Here is a 22,574-nt window from a genome sequence, read left to right on the forward strand (position 1 = left end):
GGTCCGGAAGACTACCCCAGAAACCCCAGCCTCTGCGGCTGGCGCAGGCCGAAGTCGCGGGACAGGCCCCAGCAGCCGTGGGCGACCGTCGCGAAGACGCTGCGGAAATCGACGGTGTGGCGCAGGTCGCCGTCCTGAAGGTCGGATAGCGAGGGGTAGGCCCCGTGCAGGCCGCCCTTGACGTCGCCGCCCATGACGAACAGCGGCGCTGCCGCGCCATGGTCGGTGCCGCCGCTGGCGTTCTGCTTGGCCCGCCGACCGAACTCCGAGTAGGTCATCACAACCACGCCGTTCCATAAGTTGGCCGCGATCAGGTTCCGGCGCAGGCTTGCGAGGTTGGTTGCCAGGAACGACAGCAGCCGTTCGTGCACCGGCGCCTGGTTGGCATGGGTGTCGAAGCCGCCCAGCGCCGCCTTGATCGCCACCACCGGCACCTTCGCCGTCAGCACGCGGGTCGCGAGGTCGAGCTGGCGGCCGAAGAAAAGCTCCTGCCCGTAGCCTTCGGCCGGCGCCGGCGCGGCGCGCAGCCTGTCGCTCAGCCCCTGCGCCGCCGCATTGATCTCCTGGCGCACCAGCAGCAGGTGGCGCAGCGCCGGATTGCCGTTGTCGCTCATGCCGGCCGGGTTCTTGATGCTCTGCGCCTGACGCAGGAAGCTCTCGGCATCCTGCATCACGATGGTGCGCAGCTCCGGCCCGGTGCTGGGCAGCGCGTTGGTATCGATGACGATGCTGTCGACGCCGGCGCCCTTGGCGAGGGACGTGCCGCGGAAGGCCTGGGCAATCCAGCCTTCGCTCAGGGTCTGGTTCGAGGCCGAGGCGGTATCCCAGATCTCGATCGAGCGGAAATGCGAGCGATTGGGATAGGGATAGCCGACACCCTGCACGATCGCGAGGTCGCCTGCCTTCCAGGCTTCCATCAGCGGCTCGAGCTTGTGGTTCAGGCCGACCCGCTCGTCGAGCTGCAGAACGTGGTCGCGGGCCACGCCGAGGCCTGGGCGCAGCTCGCGATACCTGGCGTCGGCGTAGGGAACGACGGTGTTCAGCCCATCATTGCCGCCCTTGAGCTCGACCAGGAGAAGGATCCGGCTCATGCAGCACCTCCTCACTTGAGCTGGAAGGCGGTGTCGAGCATCGCCAGCGCAACGACGCCACCGGGGCTCAGCGACGGATCGATGACGTTGATCGGCGCACGCGGCAGCAGCGTGCGCAGCAGTGCCGACGTGTCGACGCCGGCGAGCGTCGGACCGAGCCGCGCCTCGTTGCCGGCGTTGCGCAGGCTGCGCCCCTCGACCGGTCGCTGCTCGGCCATCTGCATGCCCTCGCCGGCCGCCATCTGCTGCTTGCGTTCGGCCCGCCGATTGGGCCGGTCGGCCAACGCCATGCCGCCTTCCATCGGCGCCACGGTGGTCGCCTCGACCATCCGTCGCAGGAACTGCTGGCGCAGCAGCAGCGTGTAGCTGCTGATCCAGCTCTCGCCACCCGCCCAGCCCTTGACGTTGGGCGGGTCGAACGGCATCTGCCCGAGTCCCTGCAGCATGCGCACGAGCTGGGTCTTCTCCGGCACCGGCAGGCCGAGCAGCCGGACCGAGCCTACGATCAGATCGATCGGCGATTTGATCAGCGCGCCGCGGCTCGCCGGGTCGCGGAACTGCGCCGACAGCAGGATCGCCCGCATCAGCGGCCTGATCTCGTAGTCCTTGCGGAACGACGCCGCGAGCTTGCCGATCGTCGCGCGATCGGGCGCCAACGAGACGAACTCGCGCCACAGCTTCTCGACGATGGTCTCGGCGGTGCGTGGATGCTTCAGCAGGATGGCGATGATGTCGTCGCCGCCGAACCGGCCGGTCTGGCCAAGGAAGGTCTTCTCGCCGCCGTCATGCGCCTGCTCGCGGTTCACGAAGTGGCCGGTTTCGCGATCGATCGACCATCCGGTGAAGGCGCGCGCCGCCGCCTTGATGTCGGCCTCGCTGTAATGGCCCTCGCCCAGGGTGAACAGCTCGAGCAGCTCGCGGGCGAAATTCTCGTTAGGCTGGCGGGCGACGTTCCGCGTGCCGTCGAGATAGATCAACATTGCCGGATCGCGCGCCACCGCGCGTAGCAGGGTCGCGAAATTGCCCACCGCTTCGCGCCGGAACAGCGCGTTCTGACGGAACAGCGACGGGGCGTAACGCACCTTGAGGAACGACGAGGTGAAGTGGTTGTGCCAGAACAGCACCATGCGCTCGGTGAAGGGCTGGTCGGTCGCCAGCATTTCCTCGACCCACCAGTTGCGCAGCTCGCGGCCTTGCTGCTCGACCGGACGAACGACCTCGAGCTTCTTGCCGTCGACGCCGGTTTTGCTTTCCGCCTGGGCCTCCTGCTGGCGACGGCGCAATTGGGCGGGCCCCTCGCTCAGCCAGCCTGGCGGCTCCGTCAGCGCGGTCCGGGGCGTCGAGGCGAGCAGCCGATCGACCGTCGCGGCATAATCCTGCGCTTCGAGGGCGCCGATCTCGGCCGGCGTGGCGCCGAACGTGGTGCGCGACAGGAGATGTCGCGCTTCGTCGAAATCCATCGCTGTGGCGGCGCGCGTCCCGATCGGGAACCACAGCCCGGCGGACAGAGCCGCCGCTCCTCCCATGAGCCTGCGTCGACCGATCTGCGGAGCCATGGCGGAACTCCTATTGCTGCGGCGGGCGGCCTGGGCCGCCCGGCCCCCCTGGTCCGGGGCCCGGACCCGGTCCCTGCCCGGGCGGCCGCGGCGGCCATGGCGGCCCGGCCAACCGCTCGGCGAGGATGTGGTGCATGCGCTCGCGCTGCTGCGGCGTCAATTGCGGCTCGAACTGGGCGAACGAATGCAGCGTTTCCTTCTGCTGCTCGATGCGCAAGCGGGCGAGCTGCTCGATGATCGGATCGATCCGCGCCATGTCGATGGTCGGCCGGCGATACTCGGCCGCCGCCTGGTCACGCAGCTTCTGGATCTCGCGCTGGCGGTCGCGCCGCGTCGTGGCGTACTGATCGATCACGCCGCGCAGCTTGGCGCGCTGGCTTTCGTCGAGATCGAGCTCGCGCGCCACCACCTCGAGCGGGCTGGGACGCGGCCCGGGCGGCGGCGGCGGCAGCCGGTGCTCGAACGCCGGCGGCGCGATCCAGCTGCGATAGACGAAGCCGGCCAGCACGAACGTGTTCAGCAGCAGCGACAGCGCCAGCAGGATCTGCATCATCCGCGAGGACATGTCAGAGCCCGTCGCTGCCCAGGAATTCCGTCGGATCGTTGGAGCTCGAGGAGGAGGAGGTCGAGGACTCAGCGAAAGTCGCATGGCGCTCTTCCGCCCACGACGCTCCCAGCCCGCCCCCCAGGACGAATCCCGAGATCGCCACGACCACTGCGGCGGCGAGCGTCGCGACCCGTTGAACCATGAAACGACGACTGCCGGCCAGCAGCCAGTCGAACAGCCCCAATCGGGACTGCTGGCGCTCGACGTCGAAGCCGGTCAGGGCGCGAGCCCGCACTTCCAGCCGTGACGGCGCAGCCGGCAGAGGTTGGCCGAGCAGCTCCGACAACTCCAGGGCAGCCCGCCGCATTTCGGGGTCGGCCGCCACGGCGGCCTCGACGGCAGCGGCGCGCGCTTCCGGTAATCGCCCGTCGAGCCAGGCGGCAAAATCGAGGTCCGAGACCGACTGGGGCGCACCCTCCCCGGCTGGAGCGACCCGGCGCCACAGCTCCTTGTCGGTTTCGGGGATCTTTTCCCTTCTCATCCCACTCTCCTGCTGCAGACTACGTCAAAAACCGGCCAGCCATCCCCATGTCACGAGTCCTTCCCTTGAAAGTGAGTTCGCAGCCGCACCAAGGCCTTATGGTGAGTGCTGCGAACGGTTTGGGCGTCGATCTTGAGAAGCTTGGCGATTTCGGCAACGTCGCGCTCCTCATCATATAAGCATTTCAGGATCAGAATCTGGCGCTCGGTCAGCAGCCCGTCGGGGATCTTGAGCTTCTCGACGTGCCGATCCTCGACCGCCAGGCGCGCTTCCGGAACCTCGTCAAGCGGCTGGGTGGCTTGGCGCCGCCGCCGGGCGTGATCGATGGCGGCCGAGCGCGCCACCACGGCGAGCCAGGTCGACAGCCCCGCCCGAGCAGGGTCGTACGTCTTCAAGAGGCGAAAGTCGTTGGCGCAAAGGCGCACATACACATCCTGTGCAGCGTCGAGGACGTCATCCTCGCTCAGCCGGTATGAAACGAGCGACCGGCGAACGACCGCGTTGATCAAGGGCGCCGATGCGCCCACGAACGCATCCCAGGTGCGCTTGTCTCCTGCCTGGAGTGCGTGCAGGTCGATCTGGTTCAGCTCCGTCACGCCCGCGATCTTTCTCGGCCAATTCGCCCTGCAGTCTAACGGGGTTTGTGGCGAAATCAGGCCCCGCTACAGTCGCTCAGCATAACCCGGAGCACCGATGAGCGAGTCGCTGACACGCCAATGGAAAGTGACCAAGCAAGCAGTACGCGGCAAGGGCGTGGTGGTTGCACAGAACTGCCGAGCCGCGGAAGTCGGCGCAGAAATCCTGCGCAAGGGCGGCAATGCGATCGATGCCGCCGTCGCCACCGGCATGGCGATCGGCGCGGTCGAACCGTGGATGAGCGGCATCGGCGGCGTCGGCTTCATGACCATCTGGAGCGCCAGGGAAGGCCGCGCCTGGACGATCGACTACGGCCCGATCTCTGCCCGCCACCTCGATCCGTCGACGTACAAGATCGTCGGACCTGGCCCGGCCAATCCCTTCGCCTGGCCGGACATCCTCGAGCAGCGCAACGAGGTCGGCTACCATTCGATCGCCGTGCCCGGCCAGGTCGCCGGCATGGCCAAGGCGCTGGAGCGCTTCGGCACCCTGAAATGGCAGGACGTCATGGCGCCCGGCATCGCACTTGCCCGCCGCGGCATGGAGCTCGACTGGTACATGCAGGTGATGGTCGCCAATGGCGCGGCGCACCTGTCGAAGTTCCCCGCTTCCAAGGCCAGCTACCTGCCCGACGAAGGCCGCGTGCCGACCAACGACTGGCAAGGCACGGTGCGCTATCTCAAGCTCGGCAACCTCGGCGAAACCTACCAGCGGATGTCGGATGGCGGTCCGCGGGAATTCTACGAGGGCGCGCTGGCGCGCGACATCGCCGCCGACCTGCAGGCAGGCGGCTCGGCGATCGACTGCGACGACCTGCGCTCCTACGAAGCGCGCATCGTCGAACCGCTGTCCTTCGAGCATGGCGGCGTCACGATCAACGTCGCCGGTGGACTCACGGCGGGCCCGACGCTCCACCGCACCATCGAGCTGGCTGGCAAGGCCACGCGCGGCAAGGGCGCACCCGATGCTGCCTTCTTCGTCGCCATCGCCCGGGGCATGCACCAGGCCTACGAGGAACGCCTCAAGACCATGGGCGACAAGCCGACCAACACCTGCACCACCCATTTCTGTGCTGCCGACTCGCACGGCAACATGGTGGCGCTGACCCAGACCCTGATGTCCCTGTTCGGTTCCTGCGTGATGCTGCCGCGGACCGGCATCACCATGAACAACGGCATGCTGTGGTTCGATCCGGAGCCCAACCGGCCGAACTCGATCGCGCCCGGCAAACGGCCGCTGTGCAACATCTGTCCGGTCGTCGTCTCCAAAGACGGCAAGCCATGGTTCTGCATCGGCGCGTCGGGTGGCCGGCGCATCGTGCCCGCGGTGACGCAATTGTCCCTGATGCTGATCGACCGCGGCCTCGACGTCGAAACCGCCTTTCATGAGCCGCGCATCGACGTCTCGGGCGTGGGCCCGATCCGCGTCAACCGCGAGCTCGCCGACGACGTCAAGAAGGCGATCGCGGCCAAGCTGCCGATCGTCGAGGTCGCCAACCAGGTGTCGCCGCTGGGATTCGCCAACCCGTCCTGTATCGTGCGTGATCCGACGACGGGAGAGCTCACCGGCATGAACGAGGTGATGTCGCCATGGGCCGGCGGCGCGGCGCAGTGAGGGGGCACCCCTCATTCTCCTCCCCAGCGAAACTGGGGAGGAGAGCAAGAAATGCGCGCCAGCGCGTCGCGCTGGCGGCATCGCTCGCCTTCTCATTCGCCGCACCGGCGGCAGCGCAGGACGTGCGGCTGCCGGTGCTCGTGCCGCTGACAGGGTTCGTGGCCCTCGAGGGTACCAGCCAGCGTAACGGCGCCCTGCTTGCGGCGAGCCAGATGCGCGACGTCACCCTGAAGCCCGACGTGCTCGACACGCAATCGACGCCGGAAGCCGCTGTCACCGCCTGGGAGCGGACCATGGGCGGCGGCCCGGCGCCTGCCGTGGTCGGCCCCATCCTCGGCACGCAAATGCTGGCCTTGCTGCCCCTCGCCCAGGAGCGCTCGATTCCCGTGCTCACCATCTCCGGCACGGCGCGGCTGGGCGAGCTCGGCAATCCGTGGTTCTTCCGCTTCTTCCCGAGCGACGCCACGGTGAAGGTGGCGCACGCCCGCTACGTCGTCGAGAAGCTCGGCGCCAAGCGGCCGGCGATCATCTACCAGAGCACGGCCTACGGCCAGTCGGGCCGCGAGCAGCTCGCCCGCACTCTCGGCGAGCTCAAGGCGCCGCCGGTGCTGGAGGAAAGCATCGCCCCCACGGTCAACGATCTCACACCTGCCCTGCTGCGCGCCAAGAACGCCAATGCCGACGTGATCGTCCTGCACCTGCATGCTGCGTCGACCGTGCTCGCCGTGCGCCAAGCCCGCCAGCTTCTCCCCGACCTGCCGATCGTCGCCGGGTCGGCGATGCATCAGCCGGCGACCGCGGCCCTGCTCGAGCCAGCCGAGCTCAAGGGCGTGTGCGCGGAGACCGCGGCCTCGCCGATCTCGGCGACCAGCGGCCCGATGCGCGCTTTCCTCGACAGCTATCGCGCTGCCTACAAAAGCGAACCCGACGCCTTCGCTGCCGCCCAGTTCGACGCCGTCGGGATGCTCGGCAGGATCGCGGGCGATTTGCGCAAGGCCGGCCAGCCCGTTGCAGCAGACGCTGTGCGCGATCACCTAGCGCGGGATACCTATCAGGGGATCGTCACGACCTACCGCTCCGACGGCAAGGGCAACATGGCGCACGAGGCCGAGATCGTGTGCTTCGACGGCAGTGACCGAATCCCCAAGCCGGTTGCACGCTATGCCATTCCGCCGCGGTCCTGAGTGTCGACGCGGCAACTTGCGCTACTGAACTGACGAGATTTCTACTTTTTCGCGAACTTGTTGCATCCAATGCTCAGACCACGCGTTAAGTCCCTTCGTGCGGGCACGAGACCGGAGGTGATTGCGCATAGACGCTGACATTCACGCCGACTAGTCTCGGCATCTAGGGGTCGTGTGGAGATGCCCGTAATCCGGGTGCTGATCTTGGTTGCAATTTTTCTGACGGGCCTCCCCGGCCACGCTCGCGAATTCCGTTCCGCCGATACTTACCCATTTGAGTATCCTACGGTCCAGGCGGTCGTGCAGATGGACAAGCTGCTGCGCGAGCGCACCAAAGGACGCCATCGCATCGACCCGATGGGCTCCGACGATCGCAATTCCGAGACTTTTCTGGTCGCCCAGGTGCGCGCCGGAATGCTCGACATGGCGCGCGTCAACCTGGCGGTTCTCAACCGCACCGTCCCGGCGACGGTAGTCCCCACCTTGCCGTTCCTTCTCAAGTCGACCGCGCATATGCGCCACGTGCTCGACGGACCGATCGGCAACGAGATCCTCGAAGCACTCGAAGGCCAGGGCTTGATCGGCCTCGCCTTCTACGATGCGGGGCCGCGCTCGCTCTACAGCGTCAAGCGGCCGATCCGCAAGGCGTCCGATCTCAAGGGCATGAAGGTGCGCGTCCAGCAATCCGACATCTGGTCGACCATGATGCGCGCCCTCGGCGCCGACCCGGTGGCGATGCCGCCGGATCGCGTGCTGGGGGGCCTCCAGGCGGGCGTGCTCGACGCCTCCGACAACGACTGTTCGGCCTATGTGGCCACCGGTCACTATCGCGTCGCCCGGTACTTCAGCCTCACCGAGCACGCCATGTCGCCCGGCGTACTGATCTTCTCCAAGCGGATATGGGAGGAACTGTCAAAAGAGGATCAGACCGCCTTGCGCAGCGCTGCCAAGGATTCGGTGACGGCCTATCGCACGCTGCAGGACGATGCCGAGACCGGCTCGCGCTCCATTGTCGAGACGGCGGGCGTCGAGATCGTCACCGAGGTCGACAAGAAGTCGTTCGTCGACGCGATGGTGCCGCTCTATCCGATCGCGCTCGAGAATGTCCGTGTGCGCACGATGGTGGCGCGCGTCCAGGCGGGAAACTGATCCCGGTCACGGCCCATGACCCAACAAATCCTCATCCTGAGGAGGCCGCGGAGCGGCCGTCTCGAAGGATGGGGCCGTACACGAAATCGCTGATACAGCGGTGTCGCAGCGCCTGCTCTGTTGCCAACCCTTCGAGACGCGGCCCTGCGGGCCGCTCCTCAGGGTGAGGTCCCTTTGTAAGGTAGCGCCTATGAGTGACTCGCTCCCAGCACATCTTCATTGGACTTCGTTCAGGCTGTCGGGTTGAGGCGCCACGTCGCCACATTGAGGACCGTCGCGTACAGCATCCACGCGAGGTAGGGCATCATGAGGAGCGCAGCGATCCGATCGATCGTGCGGAAAGCCAGCGTCGTGACCAAAACGGCAACGTCGAGCACGATGATGGTGGCGACCGCCGCCCCGATCTTCTGCAAGCCGAAGAACACCGCGCTCCAGCCGAGATTGAGGGCGAGCTGGAGGACGAACAGCGTCAGCGGCCCACGGGCCGTCTGCCAATCGGCACCGCGCCAGACCCGCCATGCGGCGACGGCCATCAGGACGTAAAGCATCGTCCAGACCGGCCCGAACACCTCATTGGGCGGCGTGAAGGTCGGCTTGATCAGATCAGCATACCAGGTGCCGATGCTGGTCTCCACCAGCGACGACCCGAGCATGCCGATGCCAAGGCACAGGCCGAGGAGCAGCGACAGGGCCACGAGGTCGGCCGAAAGGCTGCGCTTGGCCATGCCCGAAACGCTAGCATGCCGGGCACGTTAAGGTGTCGTGACCATTACCGTCGGTCGCCAAACGCCCCAATGCCGCCACAAGTGGTGCCTCGTCGTTCCGTGCGGCGAATCCTGCCCGGGCGCCCTTGCCGGTAATGGTGATGAACGCTAAACACACCACCGTCATTTTGTCGCAAGCGGCGCTGGGGGAAGTTGCAAATGGCGACGAAAAAGAAGTCTAAATCACCCGGTGCGGCTACTCGAAAGACGCCGCCCAACACCTTGAACGGCAAAGTTGTTTCGGGCCGAGGCAGTGGGACGACCGAATCTCGGGACACAGCCCGCCTGCTGCTACAGATAGAGGCCATCCACTGCCGCCCCGACAATCCCTACATTTTCACATCAGGGCGGGCCAGCCCTGTCTACATCGACTGCCGCAAGATCATTTCCTTTCCCGAGGCGCGCGCCAAGATCATGAGCCACGCCTATCGCCTGATCGGCAAGCAGATCGGCTGGAGCAAGATCGACGCGGTCGCTGGCGGCGAAACTGCTGGCATCCCGTTCGCGGCGTTCCTGGCGGCCCTGGCCAAGAAGCCGATGGTTTACGTACGCAAGCAGCCCAAAGGCTTCGGCCGCATGGCCCAGATCGAGGGCGACCTCAAACCCGGCAAGCGGGTCCTCCTGGTAGAGGATCTGGCCACCGATGGCGGCAGCAAGGTCGTCTTCATCGATGCGCTCAAGCGGGCCGACGCGAAGGTCACCGACTGCTTCGTGATCTTCCACTACGGCATCTTTCCGCAGAGCGTTGAGCTGCTGGCCGCCGCCGGCGTCAAGCTTCACGCGCTCGCCACTTGGTGGGATGCGCTGGAGGCGGCAGAAAAGCACAAATACTTTGACGAGCGCGGCTTGTCGGAGACCCACGCCTTCCTCGAAGCGCCCGATCAATGGTCGGCCCGCCACGGCGGCCGCCAGCCGGCGCCTCGCCCGATGCTGGGGCGCTGATCGAGCGGCATGTCCTTCTCCCTCCTATGAAAATCGGGGCGGGTACCGCCCCGATTTTCATAGCATCGTGGTGCGCGCCGGCGTGCTGGGGGTCTCCCCCGTCATCAGGGGAGGAAAGACGATGTGTCGGACGCGCACGGCGACGATGCCGTTCTTGTTTCCCACGCCATGCAGTGCGACGGTGCGGGCAATGATCCTGCGCCTGCTTTCGCTATTGCTCGCGCTGTCGGCGCTCGCCGCGCCGGCCCGCGCCAAGGACGAGTTGGTGCTGGGCATGAACCAGTCGCCAAGCACCTGGAACCCCCTGATCAGCGCCATGCTCGCCAAGTCGCTGATCAGCAACATGACGGCGCGACCCCTCACCGCCTACGATGCCAACTCCAGGCTGGTCTGCCTCGCCTGCACCGAGCTGCCGACCATCGAGAACGGCAAGGCGCGGGTGATCGACCTGCCGGATGACGGAAAGGGGGCCGGCAAGAAGGGCATCGAGATCGACTTCGAGCTGCGCGACTTGCGCTGGGGCGACGGCGTGCCGGTCACCGTCAAGGATGTCGCCTTCACGATCGATGTCGGCAAGCATCCGCTGTCGGGCGTCGCCTCGTCCGACGGCTACACGCGGATCCTGAAGGTCGACGCCAAGGACGACCGGCGCTTCACCCTGACGGTCGATCGCGTGACCTATGACTACAACGCGATGGGTCTCAGCCTCCTGCCCGCCCACATCGAGAAGCCGATCTTCGACGCCAATCCCGCCGAGTACCGCAACAAGACGGCGTACGACACCGATTCGACCAACCCGGGCCTCGGCTTCGGCCCTTTCCGCAAGGTCGAGATCGTGCCGGGCAGCCGGGTGACGCTGGAGCGCAATCCGACCTGGACTGGCCAGGCGCCGCACTTCAAGCGCATCGTCGTCAAGATCTTCGAGAACACCGCCTCGCTGGAGGCCAATCTCCTGTCCGGCAATATCGACTATGCGTTGGGCGAGCTTGGCCTGTCGCTCGACCAGACGCTTGCCTTCGAGAAGCGCCACAAGGCCAAGTACGATTTCATCTACAAGCCGGCGCTGATCTACGAGCATATGGACACGATGCTCGACAACAAGCTGCTGGCCGATCGACGGGTGCGCCAGGCGATTCTGATGGCGATCGACCGAAAGGCGATTTCCGACAAGCTGTTCGAGGGCAAGCAGCCGGTCGCCGAAGGGCCGATCAGCCCGCTCGATCCGATGTTCGACCCGACGACGCGCCGTTATCCCTACGACCCTGCGGCGGCGCGCAAGCTGCTGGACGAGGCAGGCTTCACCGACATCCGCAGCGGCGTACGCTACAATGCCCAGGGCGAACGGTTCTCGATCGACATGACCACCACCGCCGGCAACCGGGTGCGCGAGCTCGTCGCCCAGGTCATCCAGAGCCAGCTGCGTCAGGTCGGCGTCGAGCTGCGCATCAAGACCGACCCACCGCGCATCTTCTCCGAAAGCCTGAACCGCCGGCAATTCACCGGCCTTGCGATGTTTGCCTGGGTGCAGTCGCCGGGAGGCGTCCCGCGCACCATCCTCAAGTCGACGGAGATTCCCTCGGCCGCCAACGGCTGGAGCGGACAGAACTATTCGGGTTACAAGAACGCCGACATGGACAGGGCGCTCGACGCTGCCGAGCGCGAGCTCGATGTCGAGAAGCGACGCGGCTATTTCGCCGACATACAGCGCCTCTATGCCGAGGACCTACCGGTGCTGCCGCTGTTCTTCCGCGTCGATCCCTTCGTCATTCCCAAGCAACTGAAGGGCGTGGTGCCGACCGGCCATCTCAACAGCTCGACCCTGTGGATCGAGCAGTGGCGCTGGGAGGAATGACCCGTTACCTCGCCAGCCGGGCGGTCGAGGTCGTCGTCACGCTGGTGTTGATGAGCTTCGTCGTCTACCTGCTGATCGGGCTGATGCCGGGCGATCCGATCGACCTGATGATCGCCGGCGACCCCAACATGACCAGCGCCGACGCCGCGCGCCTGCGCGCGGCGTACGGCCTCGACCAACCGCTTCTGGCACGCTACCTCGCGTGGGCCGGCGAGGCCATCCAGGGAAATTTCGGCTACTCGCGCTCGTACGGCCAGCCGGTGCTGGCGGTGCTGTGGCCGCGCCTGCTCAACACGCTGGCGCTGGCCGGCACGGCCTTCGTGATCGCCACGGCGATCGCCCTGCCGCTCGGCATCTGGGCGGCCTCGCGGCCGCGCCGCATCGCCGACTATCTGATCAACCTCGTCTGCTTCGCCGGCATCTCCGCCCCGCCCTTCTGGGTGGCGCTGCTGCTGATCACCCTGTTCGCCGTCGGGCTGGGCTGGCTGCCGGCCGGCGGCATGGCCGACATCCGGCCAGGCACGCCGTGGTCCAGCGCGCTGGCCGACCAGGCGCGCCATCTGGTGCTGCCGGTGATCACGCTGACCCTGGTCCAGCTCGGCGCCTACACGCGCTTCATGCGCGGCGCCATGATCGAGGCGCTGCGCCAGGACTACATCCGCACCGCCCGCGCCAAGGGTGCGCCCGAAGGCCAGGTGTTGTGGGGTCACGCCTTCGCCAACGCGCTCGCGCCGGTGCTCACCATCCTCGCCCTGTCGTTCGGCGGGCTGCTGTCAGGCGCACTGATCACCGAGACCATGTTCGCCTGGCCGGGCATGGGCAAGGCGATCTACCAAGCGATCCTCGACAACGACTACAACCTCGCGCTGGTCGGCCTGCTGATCGCGACGCTGGCGACGCTGGCCGGCAACCTGCTTGCCGACCTCGCCTATGTCTGGGTCGATCCGCGGGTGTCGCTGTCGGGGAACGCCTGATGGGCAGCGCATGAGCGGTGACGACACATGAGGCGCCACAAATGACGGCGGCAAGCCCGCGCCGCCTCGCCTGGTCGCGCCTGATGCGCCATCGCCTGGCACAGGCCTCGCTGGTCTTCCTCGCGGTGCTGCTGATCCTCTCTCTGGCCGCGCCGCTGATCGCCGACTGGCGTGGCATCGATCCGACGGCCACCGACCTGTTCCGCCGCTTCGAGCCGCCCTCGGCCGAGCATTGGCTGGGCACCGACGATCTCGGCCGCGACCTCTTCCAGCGCCTGCTCGACGGCGGCCGCGTGTCGCTGCTGGTCGGCGTGTCGGGCGCCCTCCTGTCGGCCGTGCTCGGCGCGGTGATCGGCGTCGCCGCGGGCTATCTCGGCGGCCGGCTCGACAGCGTGCTGATGCGGCTGACCGACGGCGTCATCGCCCTGCCCCTGCTGCCGCTTCTGATCGTCATGGCGGCGATCGACCCGGTGAAGGTCGGCGTGCCGACCGACATCGCCCGCTCGGAGCTCTTCTCGGTCTATCGCATCATCGTCATCGTGGCGCTGACCGGCTGGACCACGGTGGCACGCCTGGTGCGCGCCGAGACCCTGTCGCTCAAGGCGCGCGACTTCACGCGCGCCGCCCAGGCGCTGGGCGCGGTGCCGCTGCGCATCATGTTTCGCCACATCCTGCCCAACACGGCCGGCTCGCTGGTCGTCGCCACCACCATGTCGATGGGCACGCTGATCCTGTTCGAATCGACCCTGTCGTTCCTCGGCCTCGGCATCCAGCCGCCGGCAGCGAGCTGGGGCAACATGCTGACCGGCGCGCAGGATCTGCTGCAGCAGGCGCCGGTGCTGGCGCTGTGGCCCGGCCTGCTGATCTTCCTCACCGTGATCGCCTTCAACTTCGTCGGCGACGGCCTGCAGGACGCACTCGATCCCCGCAGCGAGAGACGATAGGGTCGCGGCGAGGACAGATAGCAGCGCCCGATGACGTACAGTTTCCAGTTTCGCGACGTCCTTGCGGCGCACGAGTTCCTGCTCGACGGCCTGATCCTCACCCTCGAGCTGTCGGTCTTCACCATGGTCATGGGCCTGCTGATCGGCCTTGGCGGCGCGGCGGCGCGGGTCTACGGCCCGCCCTGGCTACGCCGCCCGGTCGCCGTCTATGTCGAGGCGATCCGCAACACGCCGCTGATCGTGCAGCTCTTCCTGATCTTCTTCGGCCTGCCGAGCCTCGGCGTGAAGTTCGACGCTGACACCGCGGCCTTCATCGCGCTGTCGATCAATCTCGGCGCCTACTCGATCGAGATCGTGCGCGCCGGCCTCGAAGCCATCCCGCGCTCGCAGATCGAGGCCGGCCAGTCACTCGGCCTGTCGGGCGTGCAGATATTCCGCTACGTCATCGCCTTCCCGGCGCTCAAGCTGATGTACCCGGCGCTGGCCAGCCAGTTCGTGCTGCTGATGCTCGCCACCAGCGTGGTGTCGCAGATCTCGGCCCAGGACCTGTTCCACGCCGCCTCGATCATCCAGTCCCGCACCTTCCGCGACTTCGAGGTCTATATCGTCGTCGCCGCCGCCTACCTGGCGCTTGCGATGCTGTTCCGCCTCCTGTTCGCCGGCCTCTACTGGCTGGTCTTCGCCCGGCGATGAGCGGAGTGGAGGCGTTTCTCATTCTCCTCCCCAGCTTCGCTGGGGAGGTGTCGCCGTATTGCGGCGACGGAGGGGTCATGAGCAACGAGAGGTGGCCTATGACCCCTCCGTCCGCGAAGACGCGGCCACCTCCCCAGCGGAGCTGGGGAGGGAAATGAAAGACGCGAAGATCGCCGCATGATCCGCGAGCTGTCCTTCATCGACGTCCTCTACCTCCTCGCGGCGACGCGGTGGACGCTGGCGTTGACGGCGATCGCCTTCCTGGGCGGCGGGCTGGTCGGCCTCGTGATCGCGCTGCTGCGCGTCTCCGGCGTGGCGCCGCTGCGCTGGCTCGGCACTCTCTACGTGCTGGTCGTGCAGGGCACGCCCCTGCTCGCCTGGCTGTTCGTGTTCTTCTTCGGCCTGTCGATCGTCGGCGTCACCGTATCGCCGTGGATCGCCGCGGCCGCTTCCTTCTCGATCTATGCCGGCGCCTTCCTGGGCGAGATCTGGCGCGGTTGCCTGCAGGCGATCCCGCGCACCCAGTGGGAGGCCGGCGCCTCGCTCGGCCTGGGCTTCGCCCAGCAGCTGCGTTACATCATCGTGCCGCAGGCGCTCCGGCTCGCCATCCCACCGACCGTCGGCTTCCTGGTCCAGCTGATCAAGAACACCTCGCTCGCCGCGGTCATCGGCTTCATCGAGCTGACCCGAGAGGGCCAGCTCACGACCGCGACCACGTTCCGTCCCTTCATCGTCTACCTGATCGTCGCCGCCATCTACTTCGCGCTTTGCTTTCCGCTGACGCAGTGGAGCCGGCGGCTCGAGCGGAGGCTGCATGTCGCTCGTTGAGCTCACAGACATCGTCAAGCGCTACGGCACCCACACGGTGCTGAACGGCGTGTCGCTCAGCGTCGAGAAGGGCGAGATCATCGCCATCATCGGCCGCTCCGGCTCAGGCAAGAGCACGCTGCTGCGCTGCGTCAACGGGCTCGAGCCGATCCAGGGCGGCACCGTCCGCTTCGACGGCACCGTGGTGAACGATCCCGCGACCGACCTGCGCAAGCTGCGTCAGCATGTCGGCATCGTGTTCCAGAGCTTCAACCTGTTCCCCCACCTCTCGGTCGAGAAGAACATCACGCTGGCGCCGCGCGTGGTGAAGCACGTCCCGACCGCCGAGGCGCGCCGCCTGGCCGAGAGCGTGCTGCGCAAGGTCGGCCTGGCCGAGAAGATCGACGCCTATCCCGACCAGCTGTCGGGCGGCCAGCAGCAGCGCGTCGCCATCGCCCGCTCGCTCGCCATGTCGCCGCAATTGATGCTGTTCGACGAGATCACCTCGGCCCTCGACCCCGAGCTGGTCGGCGAGGTGCTCAAGGTCCTGGAGGAAATGGCGCGCGACGGCATGACCATGATGCTGGTGACGCACGAGATCGGCTTCGCCCGCCGCGTCGCCAACCGCGTCGTGTTCATGCACGAGGGCCGGATCTGGGAAGAAGGCCCCGCGGCGGCAACGCTCGCCCGGCCGCAAACGCCCGAGCTCGAGACCTTCCTGAGCGCGGTGCTGCACTGAAGGGCCGCGATGACGGCGCTTCGTCGAGAGCGTGATTGTCCTAGGTTGAAGCACCAGAGAGCACCTCACCCTGAGGAGCGGCCACAGGCCGCGTCTCGAAGGGTCGGCAACAGACGAACTTTGGCCGACCCTTCGAGACGCCACGCCGCGCGTGGCTCCTCAGGGTGAGGTTCCACTTAAGGCAATCGTGCTCTTGCGTCTGAATCGATTGCTCGACAAACCGCGAGTGGATGGCGACGTCAGTCGCGAAAGGTCAGCGCCGGATCTGCCGTCTCATTGCGGATCGCAGCCAGCGTCGCGATGGCACCGTCCCGCGAATCCATCATGTTCTTGCGAAACATCCGGGCGGCGGTGTGCTCGTCTCCGGCCCGGGCAGCCGCCAGGACCTGGCGAAAGTCATCTGCCGCTTCCTTTCGTCGCTCCACCGTGAAGTAGTCGAGCGGCCTGATCCGCCAGATCACGCCCCAGATGGACGAGTAGAACTGGTCGCGCAGCATGCGCTGAAGATGACCGGCGCCGCAGTGCCGGTAGATGGCGCGGCCACACTCCGACAGCGCCTTGGCATAGGCGACGGGGTCGGCATCCGACGCTTCAGACATCGCCACGGCCTGCTCGACGCTCTTCTCGAGGTCGGCGAAGCCGTCTGCTGTTTGCCGCCGCGTGAAGTAGCGCGCGGCCACGTCGGCAAGAGCCGCCCGGATGTTGAAGACATCGACGATCACATCGAGCGAGACCCCGACCACATAGGCCCCACGCCGCGGGTAGAGGATGACGAGGCCATGCGTCTCCAGAGCGCGGATCGCCTCGCGCACGGGGCCTCGGCTGACGCCATACATCTCGGCCAGTTCCTGCTCGCGGATACGCTCGCCGTCGCGGTACTCGCCGTTGACGATGGCAACGGCCACGTGATTGGCGATCTGCTCGGGAATCGTCCGCGCCCGCTCGCCGCGGCGGCGCGGTGGATGTGTCTCGGCTGCCGCTAGCGGACCGGACGCTGTCAGCATCTCAGAATCCATCCCCGTCCCTCGCTGAGGCCTGTGCCGTGATCGGAAGAGCGATCTATCGCACTGCGGGTCAATTGTCGACATTTGACATTTGACAGGAGACGGGTGCGCGTGGTCGCCTTGGGGGAAGCTGAGCCGGCCGCAGATGAAGGCCGCCGAGGAGAGGAAACGACCATGACGCACTGGCGCGCCGGCCTTCTCGCCGCAACGATTCTTGGCGTTCCCGCAATGGCTTATGCCCAGGCGCCGAAGCCGGCGACGGGCAGCCTGACGGTGGCCTATGCCGCCGAGGCGACGATGATGGATCCGGCCAAATACGCTGCCGGCGTCGACCAGTATTTCTTCGGCCAGATCTTCGAGCAGCTCGTCCGGCCAGATCCGAACCTGAAGCGGGTCAACTGGCTGGCCGAGAAGTGGGCGCTGAAAGAGGAGAACGGCAAGCCCTATCTCGACATCCAGATCCGCAAGGGGGTGAAGTTCCACAACGGCGATCCCCTCACGTCGGCGGATTTCGAGTTCGCCTACAGCCGGCTGCGCGACAACAAGGTGTCGCGCTGGTCGCACCTGCAGGCCGCCGTGGAAAAGTTCGAGGTGATCGACGACCATCACTTCCTGATCCGCTTCAAGGAGGGCGACGGCTCCTACATCGCCGACAACCTGCAGCTTTGGGCCCTGCCCAAGAAGTACTTCGAGAAAGTCGGCGACGAGGAATTCACCAGGAACCCGATCGGCACCGGCCCCTGGAAGTTCGTCTCCCGGACCATCAAGGAAGAGATCAAGTTCGAAGCCTTCGACGACTACTGGAACACCGAGCACCGCCCAACGGTCAAGAATCTCACCATCAAGGTGATCCCCGAAGACCTGACCCGGGTCGCTGCCTTCAAGACCGGCGCCGTCGACTGGATCGACGCCGTGCCGCCGGCGATGGTGGAAGAGTTCAAGAAGATGCCGGGCGTGAAGACGCAAAGCTTCGTCACGCCGAACAACCTTTATCTGTCGATGGACGCGATCCGCCCGAACTCGCCCTTCAAGGATGTGAAGGTCCGCCAGGCCGTGGCCCACGCGATCGACGTCGATGCCATCATCAAGAGCGTGCTGCGCGGGCAGGGCGAACGCTATGTCCAGGTCGGCAAGGGCACCATGGGCTACGACCCCGACCTCAAGCCCTATCCCTACGATCCGAAGAAGGCGCGCGAGCTGCTGAAGCAGGCGGGCTTTCCCAACGGCTTCGATACACCCTGCTACAACCTGACCACGCCGCGCGAGCCGAACGTCAAGGAAGTCGGCGAGGCGATGTTCGCCTATCTCACGGCCGTCGGCATCCGCTGCAAGGTCCAGGGCATGGAATACGTGTCCTGGGTCAGCTTCGCCCGCCGCGACCGCCAGGGCGGCGGCGAGATGGACGGGCTCTACAGCAACATGTGGAGCCATGGTCTTCCCGGCGACCCCGGCACGGCGTGGGCCGGTCACGTCCATACCTACGTGCCGGGCGGTGGCTGGGGCATCGTCTCCTTCCACTCCGATCCGGAACTGGACGCAATGCTGGAGGAGCTGAAGCGGACGATGGACATCGAGAAGCGCGAGGCGCTGATCCGCAAGATCGCCCGCGTGAAGCACGAGCGCGTGGCCGGCGGCTTGCCGACCTACCGCCCGGTCGTCACCTTCGCCTGGCGCGACAAGGTCGAGTTCAAGGGCTGGCCGCAACCGGGCTACTGGCGGCAGATGCAGGAAGTCGGCCTGAAGCAATAGGCAACGCGATCCGATGTCCGGCTTCCTGATCCGGCGGCTGTTGCAGGGGGTGATCAGCATCGTCGGCGCGAGCATGGTGATCTTCATCATCTCGCGCCTGTCGGGCGACCCGATCCTGATCCTGCTGCCGAACGATGCGCCGGCCAGCCTGATCGAGCAGACGCGCGTCAACCTCGGCCTCGATAAGCCCCTGTGGACGCAGTACCTGATCTTCGCCAGCCATGCGCTGACGGGGGATTTCGGAACCTCCTATCGCTGGCAGATGCCGGCGATCACCCTGGTGCTGGAGCGGCTGCCCGCGACCGTGCTGCTCGCCGTGGTGGCCCTGGCGTTCAGCGTGCTGCTGGCCGTGCCTTTCGGCGTCCTCTCTGCCGTGCATCGCGGCTCCTGGCTGGACACGCTGGGCAAAGGCTTCGCCATGCTGGGCCAGGCCATGCCGGGCTTCTGGGTCGGCCTTCTCCTGATCCTGGTTTTCTCGATCGAGCTCGGCTGGCTGCCCGCCTTCGGCTACGGCTCGCCCGCCAACGTGATCATGCCGGCCATCGCGCTCGGCTGGTATCCGGTGGCGGCGCAGACGCGCATCATCCGCTCCGCCATGCTGGATGTGCTGGACAGCGACTACATCCGCATGGGCCGCGCCGTCGGCGCGCCCGATCGCGCCCTGGTCTGGAAATACGCCTTCCGCAACGCCGCCATTCCTCTGGTCACCATGCTGGGCGTCTACTTTGCCGCCATGCTGGGCGGCGCCTTCGTGGTGGAGGTCATCTTCGCCTGGCCCGGCGTCGGCCGCACGGTGGTGGAAGCAGTCTTCGCCCGCGACTTCCCGGTGGTCCAGGCGGGTGTCCTGCTGACCTCCATCCTGTTCGTCACCTCGAACCTCCTGGTCGATCTCTCGTACGGCCTGATCGATCCGCGGATTCGTCATGACCGCTAGCGCCGAGATCCTGCCCAGAAGCCCGACCGCCCGGTTCCGGCTGGGACGCGGCTTTCCTTATGCCTCCGCGATCGTTCTCTCCGCGGTGATCGTCGCCGCCGTCGCCGGCGATCTGATCGCGCCGTGGGATCCGAATGGCCTCGATCTCGGCGCCGCGTTCGCCCCACCCTTCTGGCAGGAGGGCGGCAGCTTCGAGCACCTGCTCGGCACCGACAATCTCGGCCGCGACATCCTGAGCCGGATCATTGCGGGGGCCCAGGTCTCGCTCGTCGTCGCGTTCTACGCCATCATCTTCTCCGGTGGCCTGGGCGGCCTGATCGGCATGATCTCCGGCTATTTCGGCGGCGTGGTCGATGCCGTGATCATGCGCCTGGTCGACATCCAGATGTCGATCCCCTCGCTGGCGCTCGCCCTGATGCTGGCCGCCGTGCTGTCGCCCAGCCTGTCCACCGTGGTCATCGTCGTCGTGGTCACGTATTGGACCTGGTATGCGCGCATCATCCGCAGCGAGATCCTGTCGCTGAAGGAACGCGACTATGTGGCGCTCGCCAAGGTCGCCGGCTGCAGCACGGCCGTCATCTTCGCCCGTCACCTGCTGCCCAACATCCTGAACACGCTCTTCGTGCTGGCGACCCTGCAGATCGGGCAGGTCATCATCTTCGAAGCCAGCCTGAGCTTCCTGGGCCTCGGCATCCAGATGCCCGACGTCTCGTGGGGCCTCATGCTGGCCGATGCGCGCAGCTACATCACCAATGCCTGGTGGGCGATCACCATGCCCGGCATCGCTATCATGCTGACCTGTCTGTCCGCGAACCTGATCGGCGACTGGCTGCGCGACACGTTCGATCCCAAGCGCCGGCAGATGTGACATGGACTCTCCCGTCTCCGAGCCCATTGCGCAGGCGACGCTCCGCCCGCTGCTGCGGGTCGAGAACCTGAAGACCCATCTCGCCCTGAAGCGCGGCGTGGTGAAAGCCGTCGATGGCGTGAACCTGGAGGTCGGCGAAGCTGAGACCCTGGGCATCGTGGGCGAATCCGGGTCGGGCAAGACGATGACCTGCCTGTCGATCCTGCGCCTCCTGCCCAGGACCGGCGCGCAAAGCATCACCGGCCGGATCGAGCTCGACGGCACCAACCTGCTCGAGCTGTCGGAAGAGCAGATGGCGCGCGACTGGCGCGGGCGCCGGATCTCCATGGTCTCCCAGGACCCGCTCACCTCGCTCAACCCGGTCTTCACCGTCGGCGATCAGGTCGGCGCACCGTTCCGCTATCATCGCCTCGCCCGCGGCCGGGCGGCGGTGCGCGCCGCCGTCGCCAAGGTGCTGCAGCGCGTCCGCATCCCCTCGCCCGCCACCCGGCTCGACGATTATCCGCATCAGTTCTCCGGCGGCATGCGCCAGCGCGTCTGTTCCGCCATGGCGATCGCCTGCACGCCGCGCCTGCTGATCGCCGACGAGCCGACCAGCAATCTCGACGTCACGATCCAGGTCCAGATGATGGAACTGTTCCGCGACATCCAGCGCGAGACCGGCGTCGGCATCATCCTGATCACCCATGACCTCGGCGTGGCGGCCGGCATCTGCCATCGCATCGCCGTGATGTATGCGGGCCGGGTGGTGGAGACGGGCGACGTGCGCACCGTCTACCGCCGGCCGGCCCACCCCTATACGCGCGCCCTGCTCGATTCCATTCCGCACCTGGGCCAGCGCCGGCGCCGGCTTTATTCCATCGGCGGCCAGCCACCGAGCCTGATCGATCCACCGATCGGCTGCCGCTTCGCTGCACGCTGCCCGAAAGTACAGGAGCAGTGTCGGGCGGAGTATCCGCCTGAGGTCGAGCTGTCGCGCGGCCACCGCACCGCCTGCTGGTTTCCCCTGGAGGCGGCATGAGCGAGGTGCTGCTCGAGATCCAGGACCTGAAGAAGCATTTCAAGGTGCGCGGCGGCCTGCTGCGCAAAGGCGGCACCGTGCGCGCGGTCGATGGCGTCAGCTTCTCCATCGCCGCAGGCGAAACGTTCGCACTGGTCGGCGAGTCGGGCTGCGGCAAGACCACCATTGCCAAGATGGTGCTGATGCTCGAAGCACCGACCGACGGCGCGATTCGCTTCGCCGGCCGTGACATCCGCGAAGGAACGGCGGCCGACCACAAGGCCTATCGGCGGCAGGCCCAGGCGGTCTTCCAGGATCCCTATGCCTCGCTCAATCCACGGCTTCGGGTGCGCACCATCATCGCCGAGCCGCTGCTGGCGCATGGCGTCGGCGATTCCGAGGCGATCAAAGGGCGGGTGAAGGAGCTTCTCGACATCGTCGGCCTGCCCGCGACCGCCGCCGATCTCTTTCCGCACGAATTCTCCGGCGGTCAACGCCAGCGGGTTGCCATTGCGCGCGCGCTCGCCCTCAACCCGCGCTTCATGGTGCTGGATGAACCGATCTCCGCCCTCGACGTGTCGATCCGCGCCCAGATCCTCAATCTCCTGGCCGACATCCAGGAAGAATTCGCGCTGACCTACCTGATCATCGCCCATGACCTCGCCCTGGTGGAGCATTTCAGCACCCGGGTGGGCGTGATGTATCTCGGGTCGATGGTCGAGACCGGGCCGACGGCGGAAGTCTTCGCGCGGCCGAGCCACCCCTACACCCAGGCACTGCTGGCCTCGGTCCCGCGGCCTGATCCGGATCATCGTCCGCCGCTCGACATGATCCGCGGCGAGATCGCAAGCGCGCTGGCGCCGCCGCCGGGCTGCAAGTTCCACCCGCGCTGCCCCAAGGCCTTCGCTCCCTGCCCCGTCGAAATCCCCGCTGCCCACGCGACCGGCCAGGACCATCACGCCACCTGTCATCTGCTCAGGACCTGA

General features: G+C 66.7%; 22 protein-coding genes. 15 read left to right on the top strand and 7 right to left on the bottom strand.

Annotated features, from left to right (window positions below):
• Positions 1-11: 11 nt before the first annotated feature.
• Genes ACILR9_RS27650 through ACILR9_RS27670 form a run of 5 tightly spaced genes read right to left on the bottom strand, consistent with a single transcriptional unit; the run spans position 12 to position 4,331 of the window.
• On the bottom strand, positions 12-1,091 hold the full coding sequence (locus ACILR9_RS27650; RefSeq protein WP_395713200.1) for a DUF1501 domain-containing protein: 1,080 nt from the start codon (positions 1,089-1,091) through the stop codon (positions 12-14).
• 11 nt (positions 1,092-1,102) lie between these two features.
• Positions 1,103-2,647, bottom strand: a complete 1,545-nt coding sequence (locus ACILR9_RS27655; RefSeq protein ID WP_395713201.1) for a DUF1800 family protein — start codon at positions 2,645-2,647, stop codon at positions 1,103-1,105.
• Between the two features lie 10 nt (positions 2,648-2,657).
• Positions 2,658-3,212, bottom strand: coding sequence for a Spy/CpxP family protein refolding chaperone (locus ACILR9_RS27660; protein WP_395713202.1), 555 nt, complete (start codon positions 3,210-3,212; stop codon positions 2,658-2,660).
• Between the two features lies 1 nt (position 3,213).
• Complete coding sequence (locus ACILR9_RS27665; RefSeq protein ID WP_395713203.1) at positions 3,214-3,735, bottom strand: hypothetical protein; 522 nt, start codon at positions 3,733-3,735, stop codon at positions 3,214-3,216.
• Positions 3,736-3,785: 50 nt separating this feature from the next.
• Positions 3,786-4,331 carry an RNA polymerase sigma factor gene (locus ACILR9_RS27670; RefSeq protein WP_395713204.1) on the bottom strand — a complete coding sequence of 182 codons (546 nt, stop codon included), beginning with the start codon at positions 4,329-4,331 and terminating at the stop codon, positions 3,786-3,788.
• A gap of 97 nt (positions 4,332-4,428) precedes the next feature.
• On the opposite strand from ACILR9_RS27670, the gene ACILR9_RS27675 reads away from it, so the two are divergent.
• The 3 genes from ACILR9_RS27675 (at position 4,429) to dctP (ending at position 8,318) form a co-directional block, all read left to right on the top strand.
• Entirely contained in the window at positions 4,429-5,985 is a 1,557-nt protein-coding gene (locus ACILR9_RS27675; protein ID WP_395713205.1) for a gamma-glutamyltransferase family protein, read from the top strand.
• 122 nt (positions 5,986-6,107) lie between these two features.
• Positions 6,108-7,169, top strand: a complete 1,062-nt coding sequence (locus tag ACILR9_RS27680; protein WP_395713206.1) for an ABC transporter substrate-binding protein — start codon at positions 6,108-6,110, stop codon at positions 7,167-7,169.
• A 180-nt stretch (positions 7,170-7,349) separates the two neighbouring features.
• Positions 7,350-8,318 carry a TRAP transporter substrate-binding protein DctP gene (gene dctP, locus ACILR9_RS27685; protein ID WP_395713207.1) on the top strand — a complete coding sequence of 323 codons (969 nt, stop codon included), beginning with the start codon at positions 7,350-7,352 and terminating at the stop codon, positions 8,316-8,318.
• A 230-nt stretch (positions 8,319-8,548) separates the two neighbouring features.
• Here the strand turns inward: dctP and ACILR9_RS27690 are convergent, their stop codons facing one another.
• Complete coding sequence (locus ACILR9_RS27690) at positions 8,549-9,043, bottom strand: TspO/MBR family protein (protein WP_395713208.1); 495 nt, start codon at positions 9,041-9,043, stop codon at positions 8,549-8,551.
• A 198-nt stretch (positions 9,044-9,241) separates the two neighbouring features.
• Here ACILR9_RS27690 and ACILR9_RS27695 point away from each other — a divergent pair, with 198 nt between their 5' ends.
• The 7 genes from ACILR9_RS27695 to ACILR9_RS27725 all read left to right on the top strand — a co-directional run bounded on the left by ACILR9_RS27695 (position 9,242) and on the right by ACILR9_RS27725 (position 16,033).
• Entirely contained in the window at positions 9,242-10,024 is a 783-nt protein-coding gene (locus ACILR9_RS27695; protein WP_395713209.1) for an orotate phosphoribosyltransferase, read from the top strand.
• Between the two features lie 121 nt (positions 10,025-10,145).
• Entirely contained in the window at positions 10,146-11,876 is a 1,731-nt protein-coding gene (locus ACILR9_RS27700) for a peptide ABC transporter substrate-binding protein (RefSeq protein ID WP_395713210.1), read from the top strand.
• Entirely contained in the window at positions 11,873-12,850 is a 978-nt protein-coding gene (locus tag ACILR9_RS27705) for an ABC transporter permease (protein WP_395713211.1), read from the top strand. Before ACILR9_RS27700 ends, ACILR9_RS27705 begins: the two co-directional genes overlap by 4 nt.
• Positions 12,851-12,891: 41 nt before the next feature.
• Positions 12,892-13,794 (top strand): ABC transporter permease, encoded by a 903-nt coding sequence (locus ACILR9_RS27710; RefSeq protein WP_395713212.1) that lies wholly within the window; start codon positions 12,892-12,894, stop codon positions 13,792-13,794.
• 30 nt (positions 13,795-13,824) lie between these two features.
• The gene (locus tag ACILR9_RS27715; protein ID WP_395713213.1) at positions 13,825-14,487 is read left to right on the top strand and encodes an amino acid ABC transporter permease; all 663 of its coding nucleotides are present in this window, start codon (positions 13,825-13,827) and stop codon (positions 14,485-14,487) included.
• Positions 14,488-14,664: 177 nt separating this feature from the next.
• Positions 14,665-15,315, top strand: coding sequence for an amino acid ABC transporter permease (locus tag ACILR9_RS27720; protein WP_395713214.1), 651 nt, complete (start codon positions 14,665-14,667; stop codon positions 15,313-15,315).
• Positions 15,302-16,033, top strand: a complete 732-nt coding sequence (locus ACILR9_RS27725) for an amino acid ABC transporter ATP-binding protein (RefSeq protein ID WP_395713215.1) — start codon at positions 15,302-15,304, stop codon at positions 16,031-16,033. Before ACILR9_RS27720 ends, ACILR9_RS27725 begins: the two co-directional genes overlap by 14 nt.
• A gap of 239 nt (positions 16,034-16,272) precedes the next feature.
• Here the strand turns inward: ACILR9_RS27725 and ACILR9_RS27730 are convergent, their stop codons facing one another.
• Positions 16,273-17,121, bottom strand: a complete 849-nt coding sequence (locus ACILR9_RS27730; RefSeq protein WP_395713216.1) for a GntR family transcriptional regulator — start codon at positions 17,119-17,121, stop codon at positions 16,273-16,275.
• A 90-nt stretch (positions 17,122-17,211) separates the two neighbouring features.
• On the opposite strand from ACILR9_RS27730, the gene ACILR9_RS27735 reads away from it, so the two are divergent.
• The 5 genes from ACILR9_RS27735 to ACILR9_RS27755 are packed head-to-tail and all read left to right on the top strand — an operon-like array spanning position 17,212 to position 22,574.
• Positions 17,212-18,786, top strand: a complete 1,575-nt coding sequence (locus ACILR9_RS27735) for an ABC transporter substrate-binding protein (RefSeq protein WP_395713217.1) — start codon at positions 17,212-17,214, stop codon at positions 18,784-18,786.
• Positions 18,787-18,799: 13 nt separating this feature from the next.
• Complete coding sequence (locus ACILR9_RS27740) at positions 18,800-19,720, top strand: ABC transporter permease (protein WP_395713218.1); 921 nt, start codon at positions 18,800-18,802, stop codon at positions 19,718-19,720.
• Positions 19,710-20,588 (top strand): ABC transporter permease, encoded by an 879-nt coding sequence (locus ACILR9_RS27745; protein WP_395713219.1) that lies wholly within the window; start codon positions 19,710-19,712, stop codon positions 20,586-20,588. The genes ACILR9_RS27740 and ACILR9_RS27745 overlap by 11 nt, the downstream gene beginning before the upstream one ends.
• A 1-nt stretch (position 20,589) precedes the next feature.
• Positions 20,590-21,609: an ABC transporter ATP-binding protein gene (locus ACILR9_RS27750; RefSeq protein WP_395713220.1), complete on the top strand. Its 1,020-nt coding sequence runs from the start codon at positions 20,590-20,592 to the stop codon at positions 21,607-21,609.
• A complete protein-coding gene (locus tag ACILR9_RS27755; RefSeq protein ID WP_395713221.1) occupies positions 21,606-22,574 on the top strand; it encodes an ABC transporter ATP-binding protein in 969 nt (322 codons plus the stop codon). Before ACILR9_RS27750 ends, ACILR9_RS27755 begins: the two co-directional genes overlap by 4 nt.

The sequence above is a fragment of the Reyranella sp. genome (assembly GCF_044224635.1).
In the GTDB taxonomy this organism is placed as follows: domain Bacteria; phylum Pseudomonadota; class Alphaproteobacteria; order Reyranellales; family Reyranellaceae; genus Reyranella.